The sequence below is a fragment of the Cecembia sp. genome, assembly GCF_007126775.1.
Taxonomy (GTDB): domain Bacteria; phylum Bacteroidota; class Bacteroidia; order Cytophagales; family Cyclobacteriaceae; genus Cecembia.
This window is the reverse complement of sequence record NZ_SLAP01000229.1, coordinates 1-18,826: the sequence shown is the minus strand read 5'-3', so window position 1 is coordinate 18,826 and position 18,826 is coordinate 1. Positions and strand designations below refer to the sequence as shown.

Here is an 18,826-nt window from a genome sequence, read left to right as displayed (position 1 = left end):
CATTTGATCTGCATCAGATTGTCGTAAAACAACCCCTTGCACTAGTAGGTGTAGATGGTTCATATGACATCAATATCAATGTAGACGGCGGTGGCATCAAAGGACAGGCCGAGGCAGCCAGAATGGCAATTGCAAGGGCTTTGTGTGAATTTGATATCGAGCACAGACCGGCATTGAAAAAAGAAGGTTTTCTTACCAGAGACCCAAGAATAGTAGAGCGTAAGAAGCCAGGTATAAAAAAAAAAAAAAAAAAATTCCAGTTCTCCAAGCGTTAATTTGGAATTGTTCTTCATTTTATATCGAAACTATATCATTTATTAATGGCACAAATAGAATATAAAGACTTACTGGATGCTGGTGTTCACTTTGGACACTTGACGAGAAAGTGGGATCCAAGAATGGCACCGTATATTTTCATGGAGAAAAACGGTATCCATATCATTGACCTAAACAAAACGCTTGTTTGCCTCGAAGAAGCATCCAACGCAATCAAGCAGATCGTTCGCTCAGGCAAAAAAGTTATGTTCGTTGCTACTAAAAAGCAGGCGAAAGACTTGGTTGCTGAAGAAGCAAGAAGGTTGAACATGCCTTATGTCACCGAAAGGTGGCTAGGCGGGATGTTGACCAATTTTGCCACAATACGCAAATCCTTGAAGAAAATGTCTTCTATCGATAAATTGACTAAAGAAGAGTCCTACAAGAATTTGGCTAAAAAAGAACGATTGATGATCTCTAGACAGAGAGAAAAACTGGAAACTGTACTGGGAGGTATTTCTGACCTGACAAGACTTCCAGCAGCTTTGTTCATCGTAGACATCAAAAGAGAGCACATTGCAATCGCAGAGGCTCAAAAGCTTGGTATCCCTGTTTTCGCATTGGTGGACACGAACTCCAACCCAAATGAGGTGGATTTCCCGATCCCTGCCAATGATGACGCATTCAAATCTATCTCTTTATTGGTGAAAGCTTTTGGAGCAGCTATTGAAGAAGGTCTTTCCGAAAGGAAAAAGGACAAAGAAGAGGCTAAACTTTCTGAAGAGGAAGAGGCTAAAAAAGCTGTGGACGCAGAACCCAAAGAGTAATCCACTTTGATTTATACTTGACAAAAGATTGAACATGCGGTCCAAACCTGTGTTCAATTTTTTGTTTTTACCAAACCTTTGAGGTCTTAGCATCATCGCATTTTCAATCAAATAAAAAGTGGATCGCAAAGATTTCAATTAACTATACAACCTTTCATTCTCATATGATGGCATGAAAGGTTTTAATTTCAGAGAAAAAAGTTTAATCCAAAAAACTATACAATACAATGGCTATTACTGCACAAGAAGTTAACAAACTGAGACAAATGACCGGTGCCGGTATGATGGACTGTAAAAAAGCCCTTACCGAAGCAGAAGGAGATTTTGAAAAAGCTATCGATATCTTAAGAAAAAAAGGGCAGAAAGTATCTGCTTCCAGAGCAGATCGTGAGACCAAAGAAGGCACGATTGTTACTGCAGTCAGTGCAGACGGCGCTACAGGAACGCTCCTTTCATTAACCTGCGAAACAGACTTCGTGGCTAAAAATGACGAGTTCGTGGCTTTTGCCAATACACTTTTGGATTTGGCTACAAAAAATGGAGCTGCATCCATTGAGCAAATTCTTGCATTGTCATTTGAAAATATTACAGTAGCGGAGAAAATTGTGGAGATGACCGGTAAAATCGGAGAGAAAATCGAAATCTCTCACTTTGAGGTAGTAAAAGGAGAAGCAGTTGTTCCCTATATCCACTCTAATGGTAAGTTGGGGGTATTGGTTGCTTTAACCAACACCAATGGTTCTGCTGTTGAAGAAGCAGGTAAAGACGTAGCCATGCAGATTGCAGCGATGAACCCAGTAGCGGTTGATAAGGATGGCGTAGATGCTTCTGTTGTAGAAAGAGAAATCGAAGTGGGTAAAGATCAAGCCAGACAAGAAGGTAAGCCTGAAGAAATGCTTGAAAAAATCGCTTTGGGCAAATTGAACAAGTTCTACAAAGAAAACACTTTGTTGAGCCAGTCTTTCGTAAAAGACAACACCAAGTCTATTGCACAGTACCTTGATGGAGTAAGTAAGGGTATGACAGTAGCTGCATTCAAAAGGGTATCTATCGGATAATTGTATACAGAAGACTTGAGAAATAAGACTCAAGACTTGAGATAGGAAGCTGACTTCGAAAGGGGTCAGCTTTTTTTCTAATTTGGCCACAATGGCAAGAAGTCACAAAGTGTTTGTTTAAAACGAGATGATTAATATTTCTTTCAGATATATTTCCGGGTTAAAGCTTCAGCAATAATCTCTTTGTGATCAAAGGCCAAATCGGGAAGTTGACTAAGAGGAAACCACCTCACCGCAACACTGTCCGAACCAGGAGCAACTTTACCTTTTTGCTCTTTGCCTACTGCAAATAAATAAACCACAGAAACTGTCCATCCCCTGGGGTCTCTCCCCTCTTTCCCGAAAATCCCTACAAAAAGGGCATCTTCTGGTAAACATGACAAGCTGGTCTCTTCCTCCAATTCCCTGACACATGCATCCTGTACTGCCTCATATTCATCCACAAAACCACCCGGCAAGGCCCATTTACCCTGATAAGGATCCTTTTTTCGCTCAATCAATAGAATCTCTGCTCCACAAATGACTACAGCATCGGTGGTCAAAGCCGGACGGGGAAAAGGATAGGTGAAGGACATGTTTATTAACTAAGTGATATTTAGATTACGTAAAACTACCAAATAAATATTACAAGCGGAGTAAAATGTCAAAGGGGGATTTCGGAAGGCTGATGTAGAAATTATTCGAGCTGAGGGGCTGGACATGCGTATTTACCCGGGATGCTATCCCGGGTTGTCACAGCAAGGCCCTTCAGGCCTCTCCTCTAAAGATTTCTCCTCTTATTCACGGGACAAGTTGTGAGTCCTCTGTGGACCTCTGTGTAACAAAAAGAAACGCATAAAAAACCACCCCCGTATCCCAAGGGTGGCTTTAGAGATGGTTTTTCAACTTTGCCTACTCAACTATTCCAACCACTCCGGCTTAGTTGTTTTGATATTGGCCTGCAACTGATTCAAGAGATTATACAAACCAAAATAGGTCCTATTGATGTATAAGCCATGTCTTGAACCCCTAGCCTGACGGGATTTTTTGAACATTTTGTCATTGGAAATCCTGTCTCCCAATTGAAAAATCTGTTCAAAATAACTGTCATCAGCAAAATCAAAACTTTCCACATGGAAAGGTTTACCTAATAAAGAAATCATTTCCTTAAATACACTTTTGAAATATACCTTTTCCTCTTCAGTATCCTTATCCGAAATGAATTCAAGGTTATAAAAGATCTGGTTCAATTCCTCTTCATTGATCAGCAATTCTCTTTTGATCAAAGCAAAATAGCCTTTATAAAAATCCTGAGGTAGGATTTTTACGCAACCAAAATCAATAATACCCAGCTTTCCTTCATTTGTAATGATAAAATTTCCAGGATGGGGATCAGCATGCACCTGCTGCAGATTATGCACCTGATGATGGTAAAAATCCCAAAGGGATTGCCCTATTTTATTTTTGGCCTCCTGAGAAGGATTGGTCTCAAGCCATTCCTTGATGTGCTTTCCTTCAATCCAATCCATGGTAATAATGCGTTCGGCACTGTATGTCTCGTAATATCCAGGGAATATCAAACCATCAATATGGCTACAGGCGGCTGAAATTTCTTTGGATCGCTCCACTTCAAGAATGTAGTCAGTCTCCTCTATCAGCTTACCCTCTACTTCTTCCATATAATGATCCAACTCCCTTTCATTCATATTCAAAAGCCTCAAAGCGAAAGGTCTAACCAATTTTAGATCAGAACTCACTGAGTCTGCTACCCCGGGATACTGAATTTTGACAGCGAGGGTTTTTCCATCCTTGGTGGCCTGATGAACTTGCCCAATTGACGCTGCATTTACCGCCGATTTGGTAAAAGTATCATACATTTGATCTGGAGTTTTCCCAAAATACTTTTGAAAGGTTTTGACTACTAAAGGATAGGATAAAGGAGGTGCACTGTATTGTGCCATGGTAAACTTATCCTGATAAGCTCTGGGAAGCATATTTTTATCCATGGACATCATCTGCGCAACTTTCAGTGCAGAGCCTTTTAATTCACTCAAAGAATTGTATATATCCGAAGCGTTGCTGTTATGCAACTCATCTTTGGATAGTCCGGGATTAACTACTCTTTTGGCATAGTGCTTCATGTAGTTCCCTCCTACTTTGGCACCTGTACTGATAAATTTGGCAGCCCGCTGCACTTTTGAAACAGGAATACTCTGCTGTTCCTTCACACTTCTTTCCATGAATTCCTGTGTTTATTTGTTTTGGTATAAAAACTTAGCGAAATCGATAAAGGTATCCACCGCTGATTTACCCATTAAGTCAAAAGCCAGATTGACAGACTTTTCAATGGCAGCATCAGTCTTTTCAAAGGACGGCGATGTATCCTTTATCCAAAACTGGAAGACAAACCAGACCTGCAACCAAAGTGCCTCATCATACCGCTCTGTAATTAATGGTCTATTGGCAATTTCTTCTGTTTCCTTACCTTCCAAAATGATCTCATTGGCAAAGTCTTTAAATTTATTTCTAAAGGCTTTCACTTCTTCGGGCAAGAGCTTTTTCAGGTCCTTTTGCCCTGCGTATAATGATATAAGGTAAGACCTGTTCTTTTTTAACTCTTCGACCAATGTAAAGAGAAATCCCAACAGCTTCTCTCTGGCACTGTATTCTTTAAAAACTTCCTGAGCTTCCAGGTTTTGAATGGTATCATCAAACAATTTGCCCCAAACGGCCGACTTGATGGCATCGAAAGAGGTGAAGTAGGCATAAAAATCAGCCTCATTCATTTTGAGTTCTTTGGCAAACTTATAAATAGACAAAGGCTCAGATCCATTTTCAAGGACAAAACTGACATATCCATTGATGATTTTCGCTCTTGGGTCCGCTTTACTTGTCTTCTTTGCTGCTGTATTTTCCATGTTGGTTTCGTTTACTAATTGTATAACCTAAAAAATGGATATGAAGTTTAGAAAAGGAATAGAATTCGAAAGGATTTAGAAAAAATATTTTTAGTTTTATAAGATATGCCCTTTAAGAATTGAAGATGGCCGATGCCAACACCAAAGAGGAATGGGGGTGGAGGAAATCAGATTGATTAAAACATTTAAATTTCGCTTATCCACAGCTCTAATGAGTTCGCTAGGCGAATGTTTGTATCGGGTATATACAAGTTAGCGGACAGCTTAACAATAAAAACAGACAAAAATGAATATCAAAGAACTTAAAAACAGAGAAGACTTTTCTAACGATGACAAACTTAATAGAATCTATTCGCAATTTGGCGAACTTCTTAACGAATTAAAGAAAAAAGAGTTGAGCCAAGACGTTTACAAATTAATAAACGAAAGTGTTGATATATTAAATTTATCAACTTTTAATGGTGCTCAATTGACTAAACTTTTAAAACAAAAACAAACAGCAATTTTGAAACAAGTAGAAAAAGAACACAAAATAGTGCCTAAAAATTACTACAGAACTTTATGGATGGTATTGGGAATGAGTGCATTTGGCCTACCAATTGGTGTTGCTTTTGGACTTAGTATTGGCAACATAGGGCTTTTAGCTATTGGACTTCCAATCGGAATGGGGATCGGAATTGCAGTTGGAATGTCGATGGACAAAAAAGCAATGAATGAGGGACGACAACTTAATATTGAGATTAAGAATTGATTGACATAAAGAAAGCCGACCCGCTAACAGCCGTTTTGCAAAAGCGGGGGTTTTCCCGCTTAGGCGGGACAGGCTGTGCTTCGTAGGACAGGAAAGTGCTAAATTTAAAGTTCAGTTCTTAGTAGGAAGTTCAGTGGTTAAAATCCCTGCTTGCGTATAGCTGAGAACCGTTAAAAACCATAATAAAATGAAAACTAAAATATTTTTATTTTTTCTTCTTGCAATTTTGGTTTCTTGTTCGGATGATGGTTCTGAGAAATGTATTGAGTATAGACCAGAAAATGTGACAGAGGTAAACTCGCCATCCTCAGGAAGAATAAATGAATCGATAGAAATTGAAGTTAAATTCGCGGTCTATAACGGGTGCGGGAAATTTGAAAAGTTTATTGAAAGTGGCAGTGAACAGTCAAAAATAATAGAGGTTCAGGCAAAATATGAAGGTTGTATCTGCACAGACAATATTCCGATAATAACGGCTATTTATGAATTTACTCCCTCGGCAATAGGAGAGTACGAATTGAAATTCAAATCAGGAGAAACGGATTATATTACAGTAAATATTGCCGTGACAGATTAAAACTGTTGACAAAAATTTATGAAAACAATGTTCAAACCTGTCTTGAACCGAAATTTCGTGCTTCCTTGCAATGCCTGATTGTCCTGTGGACAATCAAGCTTGTTAGTTCGCACTGATTTTATACAGGAGGTTATGACTCCTTATGAAACGACAGACAACTAAAAATGAATTCCCCGAGAACTGCACTACCACTCAAATACTTTCCCTTGGAACAATCTATGGACTTACTTAATATGGCAAAGCTAATGCCATACTTATGAAACATCTTTATTTCCTTATCGCTCTTTACTTCCTTGCTACCGCTACTTGGGCCCAAGACCGGGTCACCGGAAAAACATTTACTACCAGATCTGAAGTCATTGCGCAAAATGGTATGGCTGCCACCGCCCAACCCTTGGCCACTCAGGTGGCCTTGGATATCTTAAAAAAAGGCGGTTCGGCCATGGATGCAGCCATCGCCGCCAATGCGATGCTGGGCTTGGTCGAACCCAATGGCTGCGGAATTGGAGGAGATGTTTTTGCCATCATCTGGGAGGCCAAAACCAAAAAGCTCTACGGCTTTAATGGAAGCGGCCGTGCTCCTGAATTGCTGACGATGGAAGTTTTCAAAGGAAAAGGACTGAATTATGTACCCCTGCTGGGGCCACTTCCCGTATCCGTTCCCGGTTGTGTGGACGGCTGGTTTGAGATGCACAAGCGTTTTGGGAAGCTATCCATGCAGGAAATCCTCCAGCCTTCCATCGACTATGCCAATAACGGATTCCCCGTCACCGAAGTGATTGCCTGGCAAATGAACGGTGCCTATCCAAAAATGCAGGACATTCCTGGTTTCCGAAAAACCTACATGCCCAATGGCGAAAACACCCCGAGAAAAGGAGAAATCTTCAAAAATCCAGACTTGGCCAAAACCTACTCCATGATAGCCAAAGAAGGCCGTTCGGCCTTTTATGAAGGGCAAATCGCACAAACCATCGACAGGTTTATGAAGGAAAATGGGGGCTATCTCCGTTATGAAGACCTGAAAAAGCATACCTCCGAATGGATGGAACCCGTCAGCACCAACTACCGCGGATACGATGTATGGGAGCTCCCACCCAACGGACAGGGAATAGCAGTCCTACAAATGCTGAATATCCTCGAAGGCTACGATATCAAATCCATGGGCTTTGGAAGTGCAGAATACCTGCATATGCTGACGGAAGCCAAGAAATTGGCTTTTGAAGACCGGGCAAAATTCTATGCCGATCCTGCTTTCAATCAAATCCCGGTGGAAAAATTGATTTCCAAAGAATATGCCGCCGAATGTCGGAAACTCATCGATCCAAACAAGGCCGCTATGGCCTACCCTGCCGGTGAAATCGAAAAAGGCAACACTACCTACCTTACTGTCGCGGATAAGGAAGGCAATATGGTTTCCTTTATCCAGAGCATTTACGATGAATTTGGATCGGGTATGGTTCCGGACGGATTGGGTTTTGTGCTGCAAAACCGCGGACAACAGTTCAATGTCCAGGATCCAAACCATTGGAATTCCTTAGCAAAAGGCAAGCGACCTTTTCACACCATCATTCCTGCCTTTATCACCAAAAACGGGGAGCCTTACATCAGTTTTGGTCTGATGGGCGGTTCTGTACAGCCTCAGGGACATACGCAGATTGTGATCAATCTGATTGATTTTGGCATGAATCTGCAAGAAGCTGGAGATGCTCCGCGGATGCGTCACAACGGAAGCTCCGAACCCACCGGCTCAAAGATGACAAATGGTGGATCGCTGAATCTCGAAAGTGGCTTTTCCTATGAAGTCATCCGCAAACTGGAAGAGATCGGACATCGGGTAGAGTACAGTGTAGGTCCATATGGAGGCTACCAGGCAATCTTATACGACAAGGTCAACAAAATCTATATCGGTGCTTCGGAGTCAAGGAAAGACGGACAGGCAGCGGGTTATTGAGGAATGGCAAATTGGTTTTTCCCTACACAGGAGCTAAGGGTTTGGCTATATTAACAATGGCTTAATTAATCTCCCGAATTACAGAAAATTTCCGTCTAATCCATGTGAGCCTAGAGGTGGATAAGGTATATTACCGAAATGCTATGAAATGGTTTGGAATGGGGGACGAGAAATTTTAAAATGAAATCAATTATAAATGAGACATCCCAATTATTATTTCTTAAAATTATTCCTGTTTCATATCCTTGTTTTTATGGGCATAGCCGATGCCATTTCCCAGAACAAATCAATACCTATGACTGAAGAAATGTATGAAATCAAGGACAAAGACCTCTTAAGAAAAGAACTGTATAATCTCTTGGGTAAGCTTCCGGATCGGGAAAGACCCATTTCCGTAGAATTGGTATCCTCTGAAGAAAAGGATGGGGTCATCATTGAGAAATTATTACTGGACATCAATGGATTGGAGAAGGTGCCTGCCTTCTTTACCAAACCAAAAAATGCCAATGGGAAGTTGCCGGTGGTCCTTTTTAATCACTCTCATTTCGGTCAATATGAGGTGGGAAAGAATGAATTTATCTATGGCAGAAAAGAAATGCAGGCGCCTCCCTATGCTTTTGCTTTGGCGCAAGAAGGATATGCAGGTTTTTGTTTGGATTCCTGGGGATTTGGGGAGAGATCGGGAAAGTCCGAATTGGATCTATTTAAAGAAATGTTGTGGAAAGGACAGGTGCTTTATGGAATGATGGTATATGACAATTTGCGGGCATTGGATTATTTGGATTCCAGGGAAGATATTGATATGGAGCGGGTAGCAACTATGGGCATGTCCATGGGAAGTACCATGGCTTGGTGGCTTGCCGCATTGGATGAGCGTATTAAAGTGGTGGTAGATCTAAATTGTTTAACTGATTTCCAAACTCTTTTGGAAAAAAATGACCTCAGTCTTCATGGTATTTATTATTATGTTCCTGATTTACTGAACCACTTTTCAACTTCAAAAATTAACGGATTAATTTCACCCCGACCTCATTTTGGTCTGGCGGGAAAATTTGATCCACTTACCCCATTGGAAGGTTTGTTAATCATTGATGAAAACCTGAAGAAAATTTATGCAAAAGACGGAGCCCCCCAAGCATGGAAATTGAAAATTTATGATGTTGGACATGAGGAAACGGCTGAAATGAGAGAAGATATTTTACAGTTTCTACGGGACTGGTTATAGAGGGATTAATTTTATACCTGGCATATCAATCCCCAAACATAAAAACAGATTTGGCCTTTTAAATTTACCCTCCTTCCAATAGGGGGATATGATTGACAGAAATGTACGTCACTCTGAGATTTTAAAATTTGTTATTTCGATAGAAGGGAATGACATCTTGTTTTCCGCGTCATTCTGATCCGCCACAGGCGGAGAAGAATCCCCTCAACTATGGGAGATTCTTCGCTTTCCGCAATTCCGCGGGACAGGCAGTCCCTTGCTACCATTGAGAGATTACCAGACTCGTCACCCTGAGAATTCAACATTTAGGAAAAGTCTACTTCACCACTTTCTCCACCACCAGATTATGGTTGGTATATATGCAGACATCTGCGGCAATCCCTAAACTCTCTCTGACCATTTCTTCTGCAGATAATTGTGGGGCAAACTTTTTCAGTGCTCTTGCCGCAGACTGGGCATACATACTGCCTGAACCAATGGTAGCAATCTCCAAATCCGGCTCAATCACGTCTCCTGTACCGGAAATGATCAATATATCCTGACTATCCGCCACGATCATCATAGCCTCTAACTTAGACAGCATCCTGTCCATTCTCCACTCTTTGGCGAGTTCTACGGCAGCCCGTTTCATATTATTACCATATGCGCTTAATTTTTCTTCAAATTTCTCCAAAAGGGTAAAGGCATCTGCGGTAGAACCCGCAAAACCGGTCACGATCTTTCCTCCTTGTAACCTTCTGATTTTATTGACTGAACTTTTTGCTACAGTATTCCCCAAAGTAGCCTGCCCATCTGCCCCGATCACTACTTCACCCTTATGTTTGATCGCCACAACGGTGGTTGATTTTATTTTTTCCATTTTTTTTAAGACTTAAGATGTGAGACGTAAGACGTGAGATGAAATAAATTGAAATATGCCTTCTGCGAAATAAAATAGATATAAGTTGAAATATTTAACTGCCATTTGAATTTTTTACCTACAAACAGATTCACTGCCATCTTTTGCAACAGTTTAGCGAAACTTATTTCCACCATATCTCACGAAACAATTTCTATTTTATTTCACGAAGTATATATCTACCATATTTCACGAAGTATAAATCCTTTCAATAACTATACTAAAAGCAAAAAGTCCTGACAAATCAGGACTTTTTGACATATATCTATAAATTAATTAAATCAAAATCCTAACCGGATCTTCCAAGAGCCCTTTCAGTGTCTGTAGGAAGGCCGAACCAACCGCACCATCCACCACCCTATGGTCACAGGACATGGTCACTTTCATTACATTTCCTACCTGCATTTGTCCATTTTTGACAATTACGGTTTCTTTGATTCCTCCAACTGCCAAAATACAGGCATCTGGTGGATTGATAATGGCCGTGAACTCTTCGATACCAAACATACCCAAATTGGATATTGTAAAGGTATTCCCTTCCCAATCTTTGGGTTGAAGCTCTTTATTCTTGGCCTTGCCACCCAAGGTTTTGGCTTCATTTGAAATTTGCGAAAGTGATTTACTATCTGCAAAACGGATTACAGGTACCAGTAATCCCTCATCGACAGCTACCGCCATGCCGATATGAATGTGCTCATTATATCTTATTTTATCCCCAAGCCAAGATGTATTCACTTTCGGGTGTTGCCTCAGGGCAGCTGCTGTGGCTTTGATGACCATATCGTTGAAAGAAATCTTTACGGGAGAGACTTCATTCATACTCTTTCTTGCTTCTATGGCCTTATCCATGTTGATTTCCATGGTCAAGTAGAAGTGTGGTGCTTCAAACTTACTTTCAGCCAAGCGCTTGGCGATCACTTTACGCATTTGGGAAACCTTCTCCTCTTTATAGGATTCTTGTCCTACTGCAGGCGCTGATGTCGCCATGGCAGTTGGTGCCGAAGCTGTCTCTGCTACCGCAGGAGTATAGTTTTCAATATCTCTTTTGACTACTCTTCCTCCTTCTCCGGTACCTTTTACAAGCGTAATGTCGATGCCTTTTTCAGAGGCCATTTTTTTGGCCAGTGGTGAAGCTTTAACCCTTCCGTTGTCAGAAGCAGAACTGGAAGCCTGATCCGTTTCTTGGGCGCTTACAGTTTTTTCTTCTTTCTTAGGTTCGCTGCTGGATTTCTCTTCTTTAACTTCTTCCTGATCAGGTGCGTCAGAGGTACTTTGCTTGGCCTCATGGGCCTTCAAAAGCTTTTCATAATCAGCACCCTTTTCGCCGATGATGGCAATGACCCCATCTACTGGAACCGCCTCACCCTCTTTTACGCCTAGATAAAGGAGGTTACCATCTTCGTAAGACTCCAGTTCCATGGTGGCTTTATCTGTCTCCACCTCAGCAATAATGTCACCGGACTTGATGTCGTCACCTACTTTTTTCAACCAAGTAGCAATAGTTCCATCAGTCATGGTATCGCTCATCTTGGGCATGGTAATCACCGTAGCATTGATGCCAGAAACATCTATTTCTTCGGATTTTTCTTTTTGAGCAGCCGGTTTTTCTTCTTCCTTAGCCTCTGGTTTTTCTTCTTTCTTTTCTTCAGAAGCATCTCCATTGCTGCTTCCTGATTCAATATCTTTCAGAAGCGCTTCTATATTTTCATCTTTTTCTCCAATAATGGCAATCACGCCATTTACTGGAACAGCGTCTTTTTCTTGTACTCCTATATGAAGCAGTGTTCCTTCCTCGTAAGACTCCAGTTCCATGGTAGCCTTATCTGTTTCCACTTCCGCAATGATATCTCCAGGTTTGACACTATCCCCTACTTTCTTCAACCATGCTGCGATCACCCCTTCTTCCATGGTGTCGCTCATTTTAGGCATTCTTATTATTTCGGCCATAAGCTAATTTTATCCTAGTCAAATTTTAAGGAGTCCAAAAATAGTTCTTAAAATATCTTTATTCAAATTTAATAATAGTAATTTCAGGATTTGAAAGTCCAAAAATGAAGTATTTGTTCAAATATGCCTCTTATAAAAAAAACAGAATACGATTACCCCAAATGGCTTTTCAATGGCCACCTCCAGACAATTATCCCTGGATTATTTAGGTCTGAGATTCCATTACCATTTGAAAGAGAAAGGGTTAACACGCCTGATGGGGATTTTTTGGACTTGGATTGGTTGAAACAAGGCTCGGAAAATTTGATCATTATCAGCCATGGGCTTGAAGGGAACAGCAAAAGGCCTTATATGGCAGGAATGGCGAGACAATTTTTTTCAAATGGATTTGACGTGCTTAACTGGAATTACAGGGGATGCAGTGAGGAATTGAACAATAAACCCATTTTTTACCATTCAGGAGCCACCTATGATCTTGATTTTGTCATCAATCATGCTGAAAAGCCATACACTGCTGTTTATTTAATAGGTTTTAGTCTAGGCGGTAACCTTACATTAAAGTATTTGGGAGAAGCGCGAAATAAAACTTCAAAAATCCGCAAAGCTGTAGCCATATCTGTTCCGGTACATCTTGAAAGTTCTTGCCAGAAAATCTCATCTGGGGAAAATATCGTCTATGCAAAAAGATTTCTTAGGACGCTCAAAGAAAAAGTAGTTAAAAAAGCACAAAAGTTCCCTGATGAAATCCCTTTGGGGATTTTGAGGAAAATCAAAACCCTACAGGATTTTGATGACCATTACACCGGTCCACTACATGGTTTCAAAGATGCACATGATTATTACGAGCAGAACTCCTCTCTGTTTTTTTTGGAAAAAATTGATGTACCTTCTCTTGTTTTAAATGCCCAGAATGATCCATTTCTAAGTGATAAATGCTTTCCAATTTCTTTGGGAAGAAAATTGGATCAAGTATGGATGGAATTCCCAAAATACGGTGGCCATGTAGGATTTAGTCCCAGAAAAAGTGAAGACATTTACTGGTCAGAGAAACGGGCATTTGAATTTATCACTGGCAATCAGTAATTTTCCAAAAAAGGTTTTATATGTGTGGCAGATATTCATTGAGTAAAAGTAAAATAGATTTAGAGGAACGGTTTCAGGCGGAAATGCTGGGTGACTTTAAGCCCAGGTACAATATTGCCCCCACCCAACTTGTACCGGTGATTACCTCGGAAAGTCCCAAGGGATTCTCTTTCTTTTACTGGGGCATTACACCCGAATTCGCCAAAAATAAGCCTGTTTCCCAAAAATTCATCAATGCTAAAGCTGAGACAGTAAATGAAAAGGCATCATTTAAAAATGCTTTTCAAAAAAGACGGTGCTTAGTACCTGCTGACAGCTTTTTCGAGTGGAAAAAACTGGGTAAAAAAACCAAAATCCCCTACCGATTTACAATGGCTGATGAAGCGCCTTTTGCTTTTGCCGGTATTTGGGAAGAGTATGAAAATGAACTGGGAGAAAGTAACCATACTTTTTTGATCTTAACTACAAGCCCCAATGCACTGGTCTCAGAAGTGCATGACCGTATGCCGGTCATCTTGAACCAAGCAGATGAGAAAAAATGGCTTGATAAATACAGCAGTCAGGAGGACCTCATCAGTATGCTTCAAACCTACAAGGCTGAGGACATGCTGAGTTATACAGTTTCCCCAATGGTGAACAGTGTGGCCAATGACAGTCCTTCCATCATCAGAAAAACTTCAGCTCCTATTGATCAATTTGGCAACTATACCCTTTTTGGATAATGGAAAAAATACATATACTGGATTTGAATTTTTTAGATACGCAGGAAGCGATTGCCTGTTTTCTCGTGGAAACGGATCAGGGGCCACTTCTAGTAGAAACGGGCCCTGAAAGCACGTATCCTGTACTTGAAAAAAAAGTAGAAGCGCTTGGATACCACATGGAAGACATCAAGCAGGTATTGTTGACCCATATTCACTTTGACCATGCCGGAGCGGCCTGGAGATTGGCAGAACATGGTGCTAAAATTTATGTCCATCCAGTGGGAAAACCCCATCTGGAGTCACCTGAAAAACTCTGGAATTCGGCCAAGCAGATTTATGGAAGTGAAATGGAAAGGCTCTGGGGGAAAATGATGCCAATTCCTGAAGAGCAGGTAATCCCTGTCCAACATGGAGCAGAACTACATTTTAGCAAAAACAGTTTCAGAGCCATTCATACGCCAGGACATGCCATCCATCATATCGCATGGAAAATGGGCGAAATCATCTTCACAGGAGATGTGGCCGGTGTAAAGATAGACGGAGGACCTGTGGTTCCACCCTGCCCACCTCCTGATATTCATATTGAATCGTGGAAGCTTTCATTGGCCAAATTAAAGGCTGAAAATGCAGAGGCTCTTTACCTCACACACTTTGGTATTATAAATGATATTGACCGCCATTTGGACAACCTCTCGTATGTTTTGGACGATTGGGCCAAATGGATAAAGCCTTATTTTGAAAAAGATATCCCTCAAAAAGAAGTCATTCGAGAATTTATGGCCTATACGCAGATCTATCTGAAAAGAGAAGGCTGCTCGGATCAACTGCTAAAAGTATATGAGTATGCCAATCCAAGTTGGATGTCCGTGGCAGGCTTGTACAGGTACTGGAAATTGAAAAGTCAAGGAAGAATTTAAACACAGAATCCTACCATTGGTCTCCTCCATAAGCTTATCATTTTACTTTATTTTGGAAAAAGAGAATGAAATAGGATATTTGTATGCTTGGCATACCAATATCCGGCTGAAACAAACCCTTTATAACTTTACCAGAAAATGAAAAAATCCAGAATAACGGGAGTGGGGCATTATGTCCCAGAAAGAATAATCACCAACGACTACCTGTCCACCATTATGGACACCAATAATGACTGGATTGTAGAAAGAACTGGCATTCAGGAGAGAAGGTGGTTTACTCCTGGGAAGGATACCGTAAACAGCATGTCGGTTGCTGCATCCAGAATGGCCATTCAAAGGGCTGGAATAAAGGAAGGCGAGATAGATTTTATAGTCTTTGCTACCATAACTCCTGATTACTTTCTGCCAGGAAATGGCGTGCTGCTACAAAGGGAACTTGGCGTAGGCAATATTGGCGCACTGGATATTAGAAATGCTTGTTCGGGTTTTATTTATGCCCTGTCTGTTGCAGATCAATTTATCAAAACCGGGATGTATAAAAATATTCTGGTGGTAGGCGCTGAAATCCAATCCTCAGCTTTGGATAAATCAGATGATGGCAGATCCAGCGCTGTTATCTTCGCAGATGGAGCAGGAGCGGTGATATTGAGCGCTGTGGAAGCGGACCAGCCAGGAATACTTTCTACGCATTTACATTCAGAAGGACAATATGCAGAAGAGCTTTATTGTTTGGCCCCAAGCAGCAGTACGGAAGTAAGAATTTCCCAAGAGCTGATAGATAGAGGTGACTTTTTCTTAAAGATGAACGGAAATGCAGTATTCAAACATGCAGTAGTCAGATTTTCAGAAGTAATCCAAGAAGCCCTAGAGGCCAATGGCAAAGACAAATCTGAGATCGATTTGTTGGTTCCCCATCAAGCCAATCTGAGAATCAGCAATTATATCCAACAAAAAATGGGCTTACCGGATGAAAAAGTTTTCAACAACATCATGAGGTTGGGCAATACTACCGCGGGCACCATTCCTATTGCGCTCAGTGAAGCTTGGGAACAGGGGAAAATTAAAGAGGGAGATTTAATTTGTCTGGCTGCTTTTGGTTCAGGTTTTGCCTGGGCATCTTGTTTATTAAATTGGTAAAATCTATTACATGGTTACCGGACAAGAATTAGATCCTGACTTCTGGAAAAAGTCCAAAGAGTTTTTCCTCCATTTCCAGGATCAGGTTGACCTCATACAAGCCTTGTTTACAACCGTTGCCAACGCATTTCCTCAAGACAGGCTAAGTCTACATTTCAACAGCCCAAAGGGCTGCAGGATCAGTAAGGGAAGTCAATTGGCAAGGCTGCCCTATCAGGTTTTGGATATTGTTCGGGATTTTGATCAGGAGAAGGGATTCAATATCAGGTTTCTCAACTGGTGGGGGTATGGTTTTTTTATTTTTATCACCTATGGGGTTCAAACTAAAAATAGTTTTCCAGTCAATCGCATATCTTATTTCCAAAATTTCAAACTGTACAGCCGCGAATCCGCATTTGATTACATGGATATCATGCAAAGTCAAATGGCAGTAAGTGCCGAAAATTTAGTTGCTGCAATCAATACATCCAGCCAATTAATACTCTGGAAAGAGATTGCCCTACCTAAGGACCCGAAAAAGGCTTCGGAGTTAATAATGAAATTAACAGAGGATATTTTGTCATATCATAACCGTTAGTTTATAAATTCCGATATTTACCTTAATTTAGAACCACGTATTGCATATTGCGTATTCATAATTGAGACAATGAAATCCCATAACATGAAATATATTTTTATCATTTTCTTGTTGACTGTAAGCTGGCAGTCGGCAATTGCGCAACAGCGTCCAAATGTTGTAACTATTTACAATGCAGACTCTACTTTAGTAGGCACGGGCATTTTGAATAATGGTATGATGGAAGGCTTGTGGAAGTTTGAAAACCCACAGACCAATCGCCTGATGCAGACCATTAATTTTGACCAAGGAAGAAGAGATGGCCTGGCAGTCGTTTTTCACAGCAATGGCAACAGAAAGCTGGAAGCGGAATACAGGAACAACAAGCTCAATGGTTTTTTTAGGGAATATGACACAACAGGTGCCTTAAAGCTGGACAGGGTTTTCAGAGACAGTGTAGCTATCGGCCCTTACAAAGAATATTACGGCAGAGAGGGTCAACCTGATTTTTTCAACCCAAGGCAATTGAAAGTTGAAGGTCAATTTCTAGATGGTAAAAGGAATGGAAGATGGGTCACCTATTACAATAATGGGGTTATGGCAGTGATTCAAAACTTTGAAAATGGAAAGCAGGAAGGACCTTACATGGAATATGATATTTATGGGGAACTCATGCTGGAAGCTTCCTATAAAAATGATCAGCCTGATGGTCAATTTACGCGATTTGGGCCAGGTAAAATGGTAGAAGAAAAGGGTGAATTTAAAAATGGCAGAAGGGTTGGCAAATGGATTTCTTACTTTCCGGAAAGTAAGACCATAGAATCTGAACGACATTTCGACAACAATGGTAACAGGACAGGAGAATGGAAATTTTTCTATCAAAATCGTAGACTCGCCAGAACAGAAAAGTATGAAAATGACATACCTGTAGGAACTTGGGAAGAATTTTATCCAAACAGGTCACTTTCGAAAAGAAAGACCTATGAATTGGGGCTTCCAGTTGGGGATTATATTGAAAATCATTCCAACGGGAAGGTTTCTGTAACTGGTCAATATAAAAATGGGGTCAAAGACGGTCTTTGGAGAAGCTTTTTTCCGGAAGGCACTTTGTATTCCATTGGAGAGTACCGAAATGACCTAAAAACTGGTTTATGGAAATATTTCAATAAAATCGGAATTTTAATTGCTGAGGGAGAATATTTATTGGGATCCGAAAATGGTCAGTGGGTATACTATTATGATGGTGGTCAGCTAAAATCCGTGGGAAGTTATTTCCTGGGTTTTGAAAATGGTGTTTGGGGTCTTTTTTATGACAATAAACAATTGACACAGGAAGAAACTTGGAGTAATGGCAGGTTAATGAATGTTGGAGAGTATTTTTCTTACGATGGAAGCTCAACCCTCGATCCGGGCACACTGAAAGATGGCAATGGAACGAGAATAACCTATTATACCTCTGGTAAAAAAGAGTCTGAAGGGAATTATAAATCTGGAAAGTCTGAAGGGCTATGGATATATTTCCATGAAAATGGCAACAAAGCTTCTGAAGGGCAGATGGTAGATGGAAAAAAAGAAGGAACTTGGAGGTATTATAATTTAAATGGAAGACTGGAGCAAATCATCAACTTTAGAGATGATGAGATGGTTACTGAGGACGATGAAATGAGGAGTGAGATCAGATTTAATCGTTTTGATTAAACAGATTTTTCTCAAACCTGTTAATTAAATAAAAAGATATGTTTGGTCTATTTAAGAAAAAATCAGAACTGGAAAAACTCCAAGAAACTTATAAAAGTCTTTTGGATAAATCCTATAAATTATCACACAGTAACCGTGCTGAGGCAGACAAAGTAATGGCCGAAGCAGAAGAAGTTGCGAAAAAAATTGACGAATTGAAAAAAAAATCATAAAGAGGTCCAATATGGACCTCTTTTTGCTTTAAGTAGATTATAAATTATTTTTATATTGATTGAGATACTATCAAAAATATAATATTTTATTTTTTCTAATTATACCAGCTTAATGTTTTTAGCTAAATCGTTT

At 40.5% G+C, this 18,826-nt stretch carries 19 protein-coding genes; 14 read left to right on the top strand and 5 right to left on the bottom strand.

Annotation, left to right across the window (positions count from 1 at the left end; genetic code table 11):
* The 3 genes from rpsI to tsf form a co-directional block, all read left to right on the top strand.
* Positions 1-275, top strand: a 275-nt coding sequence (gene rpsI / locus QZT73_RS15125; RefSeq protein WP_291789039.1) for a 30S ribosomal protein S9, incomplete at its 5' end; no start/stop codon positions are given.
* 45 nt (positions 276-320) lie between these two features.
* Positions 321-1,082: a 30S ribosomal protein S2 gene (rpsB, locus tag QZT73_RS15120; protein ID WP_291778059.1), complete on the top strand. Its 762-nt coding sequence runs from the start codon at positions 321-323 to the stop codon at positions 1,080-1,082.
* Between the two features lie 227 nt (positions 1,083-1,309).
* Positions 1,310-2,140: a translation elongation factor Ts gene (gene tsf, locus QZT73_RS15115; RefSeq protein ID WP_291789037.1), complete on the top strand. Its 831-nt coding sequence runs from the start codon at positions 1,310-1,312 to the stop codon at positions 2,138-2,140.
* A gap of 143 nt (positions 2,141-2,283) precedes the next feature.
* On the opposite strand, the gene QZT73_RS15110 is transcribed toward tsf, so the two are convergent.
* From QZT73_RS15110 to QZT73_RS15100, 3 genes are all read right to left on the bottom strand, one after another.
* Entirely contained in the window at positions 2,284-2,715 is a 432-nt protein-coding gene (locus QZT73_RS15110) for an NUDIX hydrolase (RefSeq protein WP_291789035.1), read from the bottom strand.
* Positions 2,716-3,039: 324 nt separating this feature from the next.
* Positions 3,040-4,359: an AarF/ABC1/UbiB kinase family protein gene (locus tag QZT73_RS15105; RefSeq protein ID WP_291778051.1), complete on the bottom strand. Its 1,320-nt coding sequence runs from the start codon at positions 4,357-4,359 to the stop codon at positions 3,040-3,042.
* A 12-nt stretch (positions 4,360-4,371) separates the two neighbouring features.
* Complete coding sequence (locus QZT73_RS15100) at positions 4,372-5,037, bottom strand: TetR family transcriptional regulator C-terminal domain-containing protein (RefSeq protein ID WP_291778048.1); 666 nt, start codon at positions 5,035-5,037, stop codon at positions 4,372-4,374.
* Positions 5,038-5,323: 286 nt separating this feature from the next.
* Here QZT73_RS15100 and QZT73_RS15095 point away from each other — a divergent pair, with 286 nt between their 5' ends.
* The 4 genes from QZT73_RS15095 (at position 5,324) to QZT73_RS15080 (ending at position 9,541) form a co-directional block, all read left to right on the top strand.
* Positions 5,324-5,788: a hypothetical protein gene (locus tag QZT73_RS15095; protein WP_291778045.1), complete on the top strand. Its 465-nt coding sequence runs from the start codon at positions 5,324-5,326 to the stop codon at positions 5,786-5,788.
* Between the two features lie 187 nt (positions 5,789-5,975).
* Complete coding sequence (locus tag QZT73_RS15090; protein ID WP_291778043.1) at positions 5,976-6,365, top strand: hypothetical protein; 390 nt, start codon at positions 5,976-5,978, stop codon at positions 6,363-6,365.
* 256 nt (positions 6,366-6,621) lie between these two features.
* The gene (gene ggt / locus QZT73_RS15085; protein ID WP_291789033.1) at positions 6,622-8,316 is read left to right on the top strand and encodes a gamma-glutamyltransferase; all 1,695 of its coding nucleotides are present in this window, start codon (positions 6,622-6,624) and stop codon (positions 8,314-8,316) included.
* A 196-nt stretch (positions 8,317-8,512) separates the two neighbouring features.
* Entirely contained in the window at positions 8,513-9,541 is a 1,029-nt protein-coding gene (locus QZT73_RS15080; RefSeq protein ID WP_291778040.1) for an acetylxylan esterase, read from the top strand.
* A gap of 316 nt (positions 9,542-9,857) precedes the next feature.
* On the opposite strand, the gene hslV is transcribed toward QZT73_RS15080, so the two are convergent.
* Positions 9,858-10,400, bottom strand: a complete 543-nt coding sequence (gene hslV, locus QZT73_RS15075) for an ATP-dependent protease subunit HslV (protein ID WP_291778038.1) — start codon at positions 10,398-10,400, stop codon at positions 9,858-9,860.
* A 315-nt stretch (positions 10,401-10,715) separates the two neighbouring features.
* Positions 10,716-12,386, bottom strand: a complete 1,671-nt coding sequence (locus QZT73_RS15070) for a pyruvate dehydrogenase complex dihydrolipoamide acetyltransferase (protein ID WP_291778037.1) — start codon at positions 12,384-12,386, stop codon at positions 10,716-10,718.
* Positions 12,387-12,509: 123 nt separating this feature from the next.
* On the opposite strand from QZT73_RS15070, the gene QZT73_RS15065 reads away from it, so the two are divergent.
* The 7 genes from QZT73_RS15065 to QZT73_RS15035 all read left to right on the top strand — a co-directional run bounded on the left by QZT73_RS15065 (position 12,510) and on the right by QZT73_RS15035 (position 18,693).
* The gene (locus tag QZT73_RS15065) at positions 12,510-13,469 is read left to right on the top strand and encodes an alpha/beta fold hydrolase (protein WP_291778036.1); all 960 of its coding nucleotides are present in this window, start codon (positions 12,510-12,512) and stop codon (positions 13,467-13,469) included.
* A 20-nt stretch (positions 13,470-13,489) separates the two neighbouring features.
* Complete coding sequence (locus QZT73_RS15060) at positions 13,490-14,191, top strand: SOS response-associated peptidase (RefSeq protein WP_291778034.1); 702 nt, start codon at positions 13,490-13,492, stop codon at positions 14,189-14,191.
* Positions 14,191-15,090, top strand: a complete 900-nt coding sequence (locus QZT73_RS15055) for an MBL fold metallo-hydrolase (RefSeq protein ID WP_291778032.1) — start codon at positions 14,191-14,193, stop codon at positions 15,088-15,090. Before QZT73_RS15060 ends, QZT73_RS15055 begins: the two co-directional genes overlap by 1 nt.
* Before the next feature lie 138 nt (positions 15,091-15,228).
* Positions 15,229-16,227: a beta-ketoacyl-ACP synthase III gene (locus tag QZT73_RS15050; protein WP_291789031.1), complete on the top strand. Its 999-nt coding sequence runs from the start codon at positions 15,229-15,231 to the stop codon at positions 16,225-16,227.
* A gap of 10 nt (positions 16,228-16,237) precedes the next feature.
* Positions 16,238-16,804: a hypothetical protein gene (locus QZT73_RS15045; RefSeq protein WP_291789025.1), complete on the top strand. Its 567-nt coding sequence runs from the start codon at positions 16,238-16,240 to the stop codon at positions 16,802-16,804.
* A gap of 84 nt (positions 16,805-16,888) precedes the next feature.
* On the top strand, positions 16,889-18,481 hold the full coding sequence (locus tag QZT73_RS15040; protein WP_291778026.1) for a toxin-antitoxin system YwqK family antitoxin: 1,593 nt from the start codon (positions 16,889-16,891) through the stop codon (positions 18,479-18,481).
* A gap of 38 nt (positions 18,482-18,519) precedes the next feature.
* A complete protein-coding gene (locus QZT73_RS15035) occupies positions 18,520-18,693 on the top strand; it encodes a Lacal_2735 family protein (RefSeq protein WP_291778024.1) in 174 nt (57 codons plus the stop codon).
* Positions 18,694-18,826: the final 133 nt, after the last annotated feature.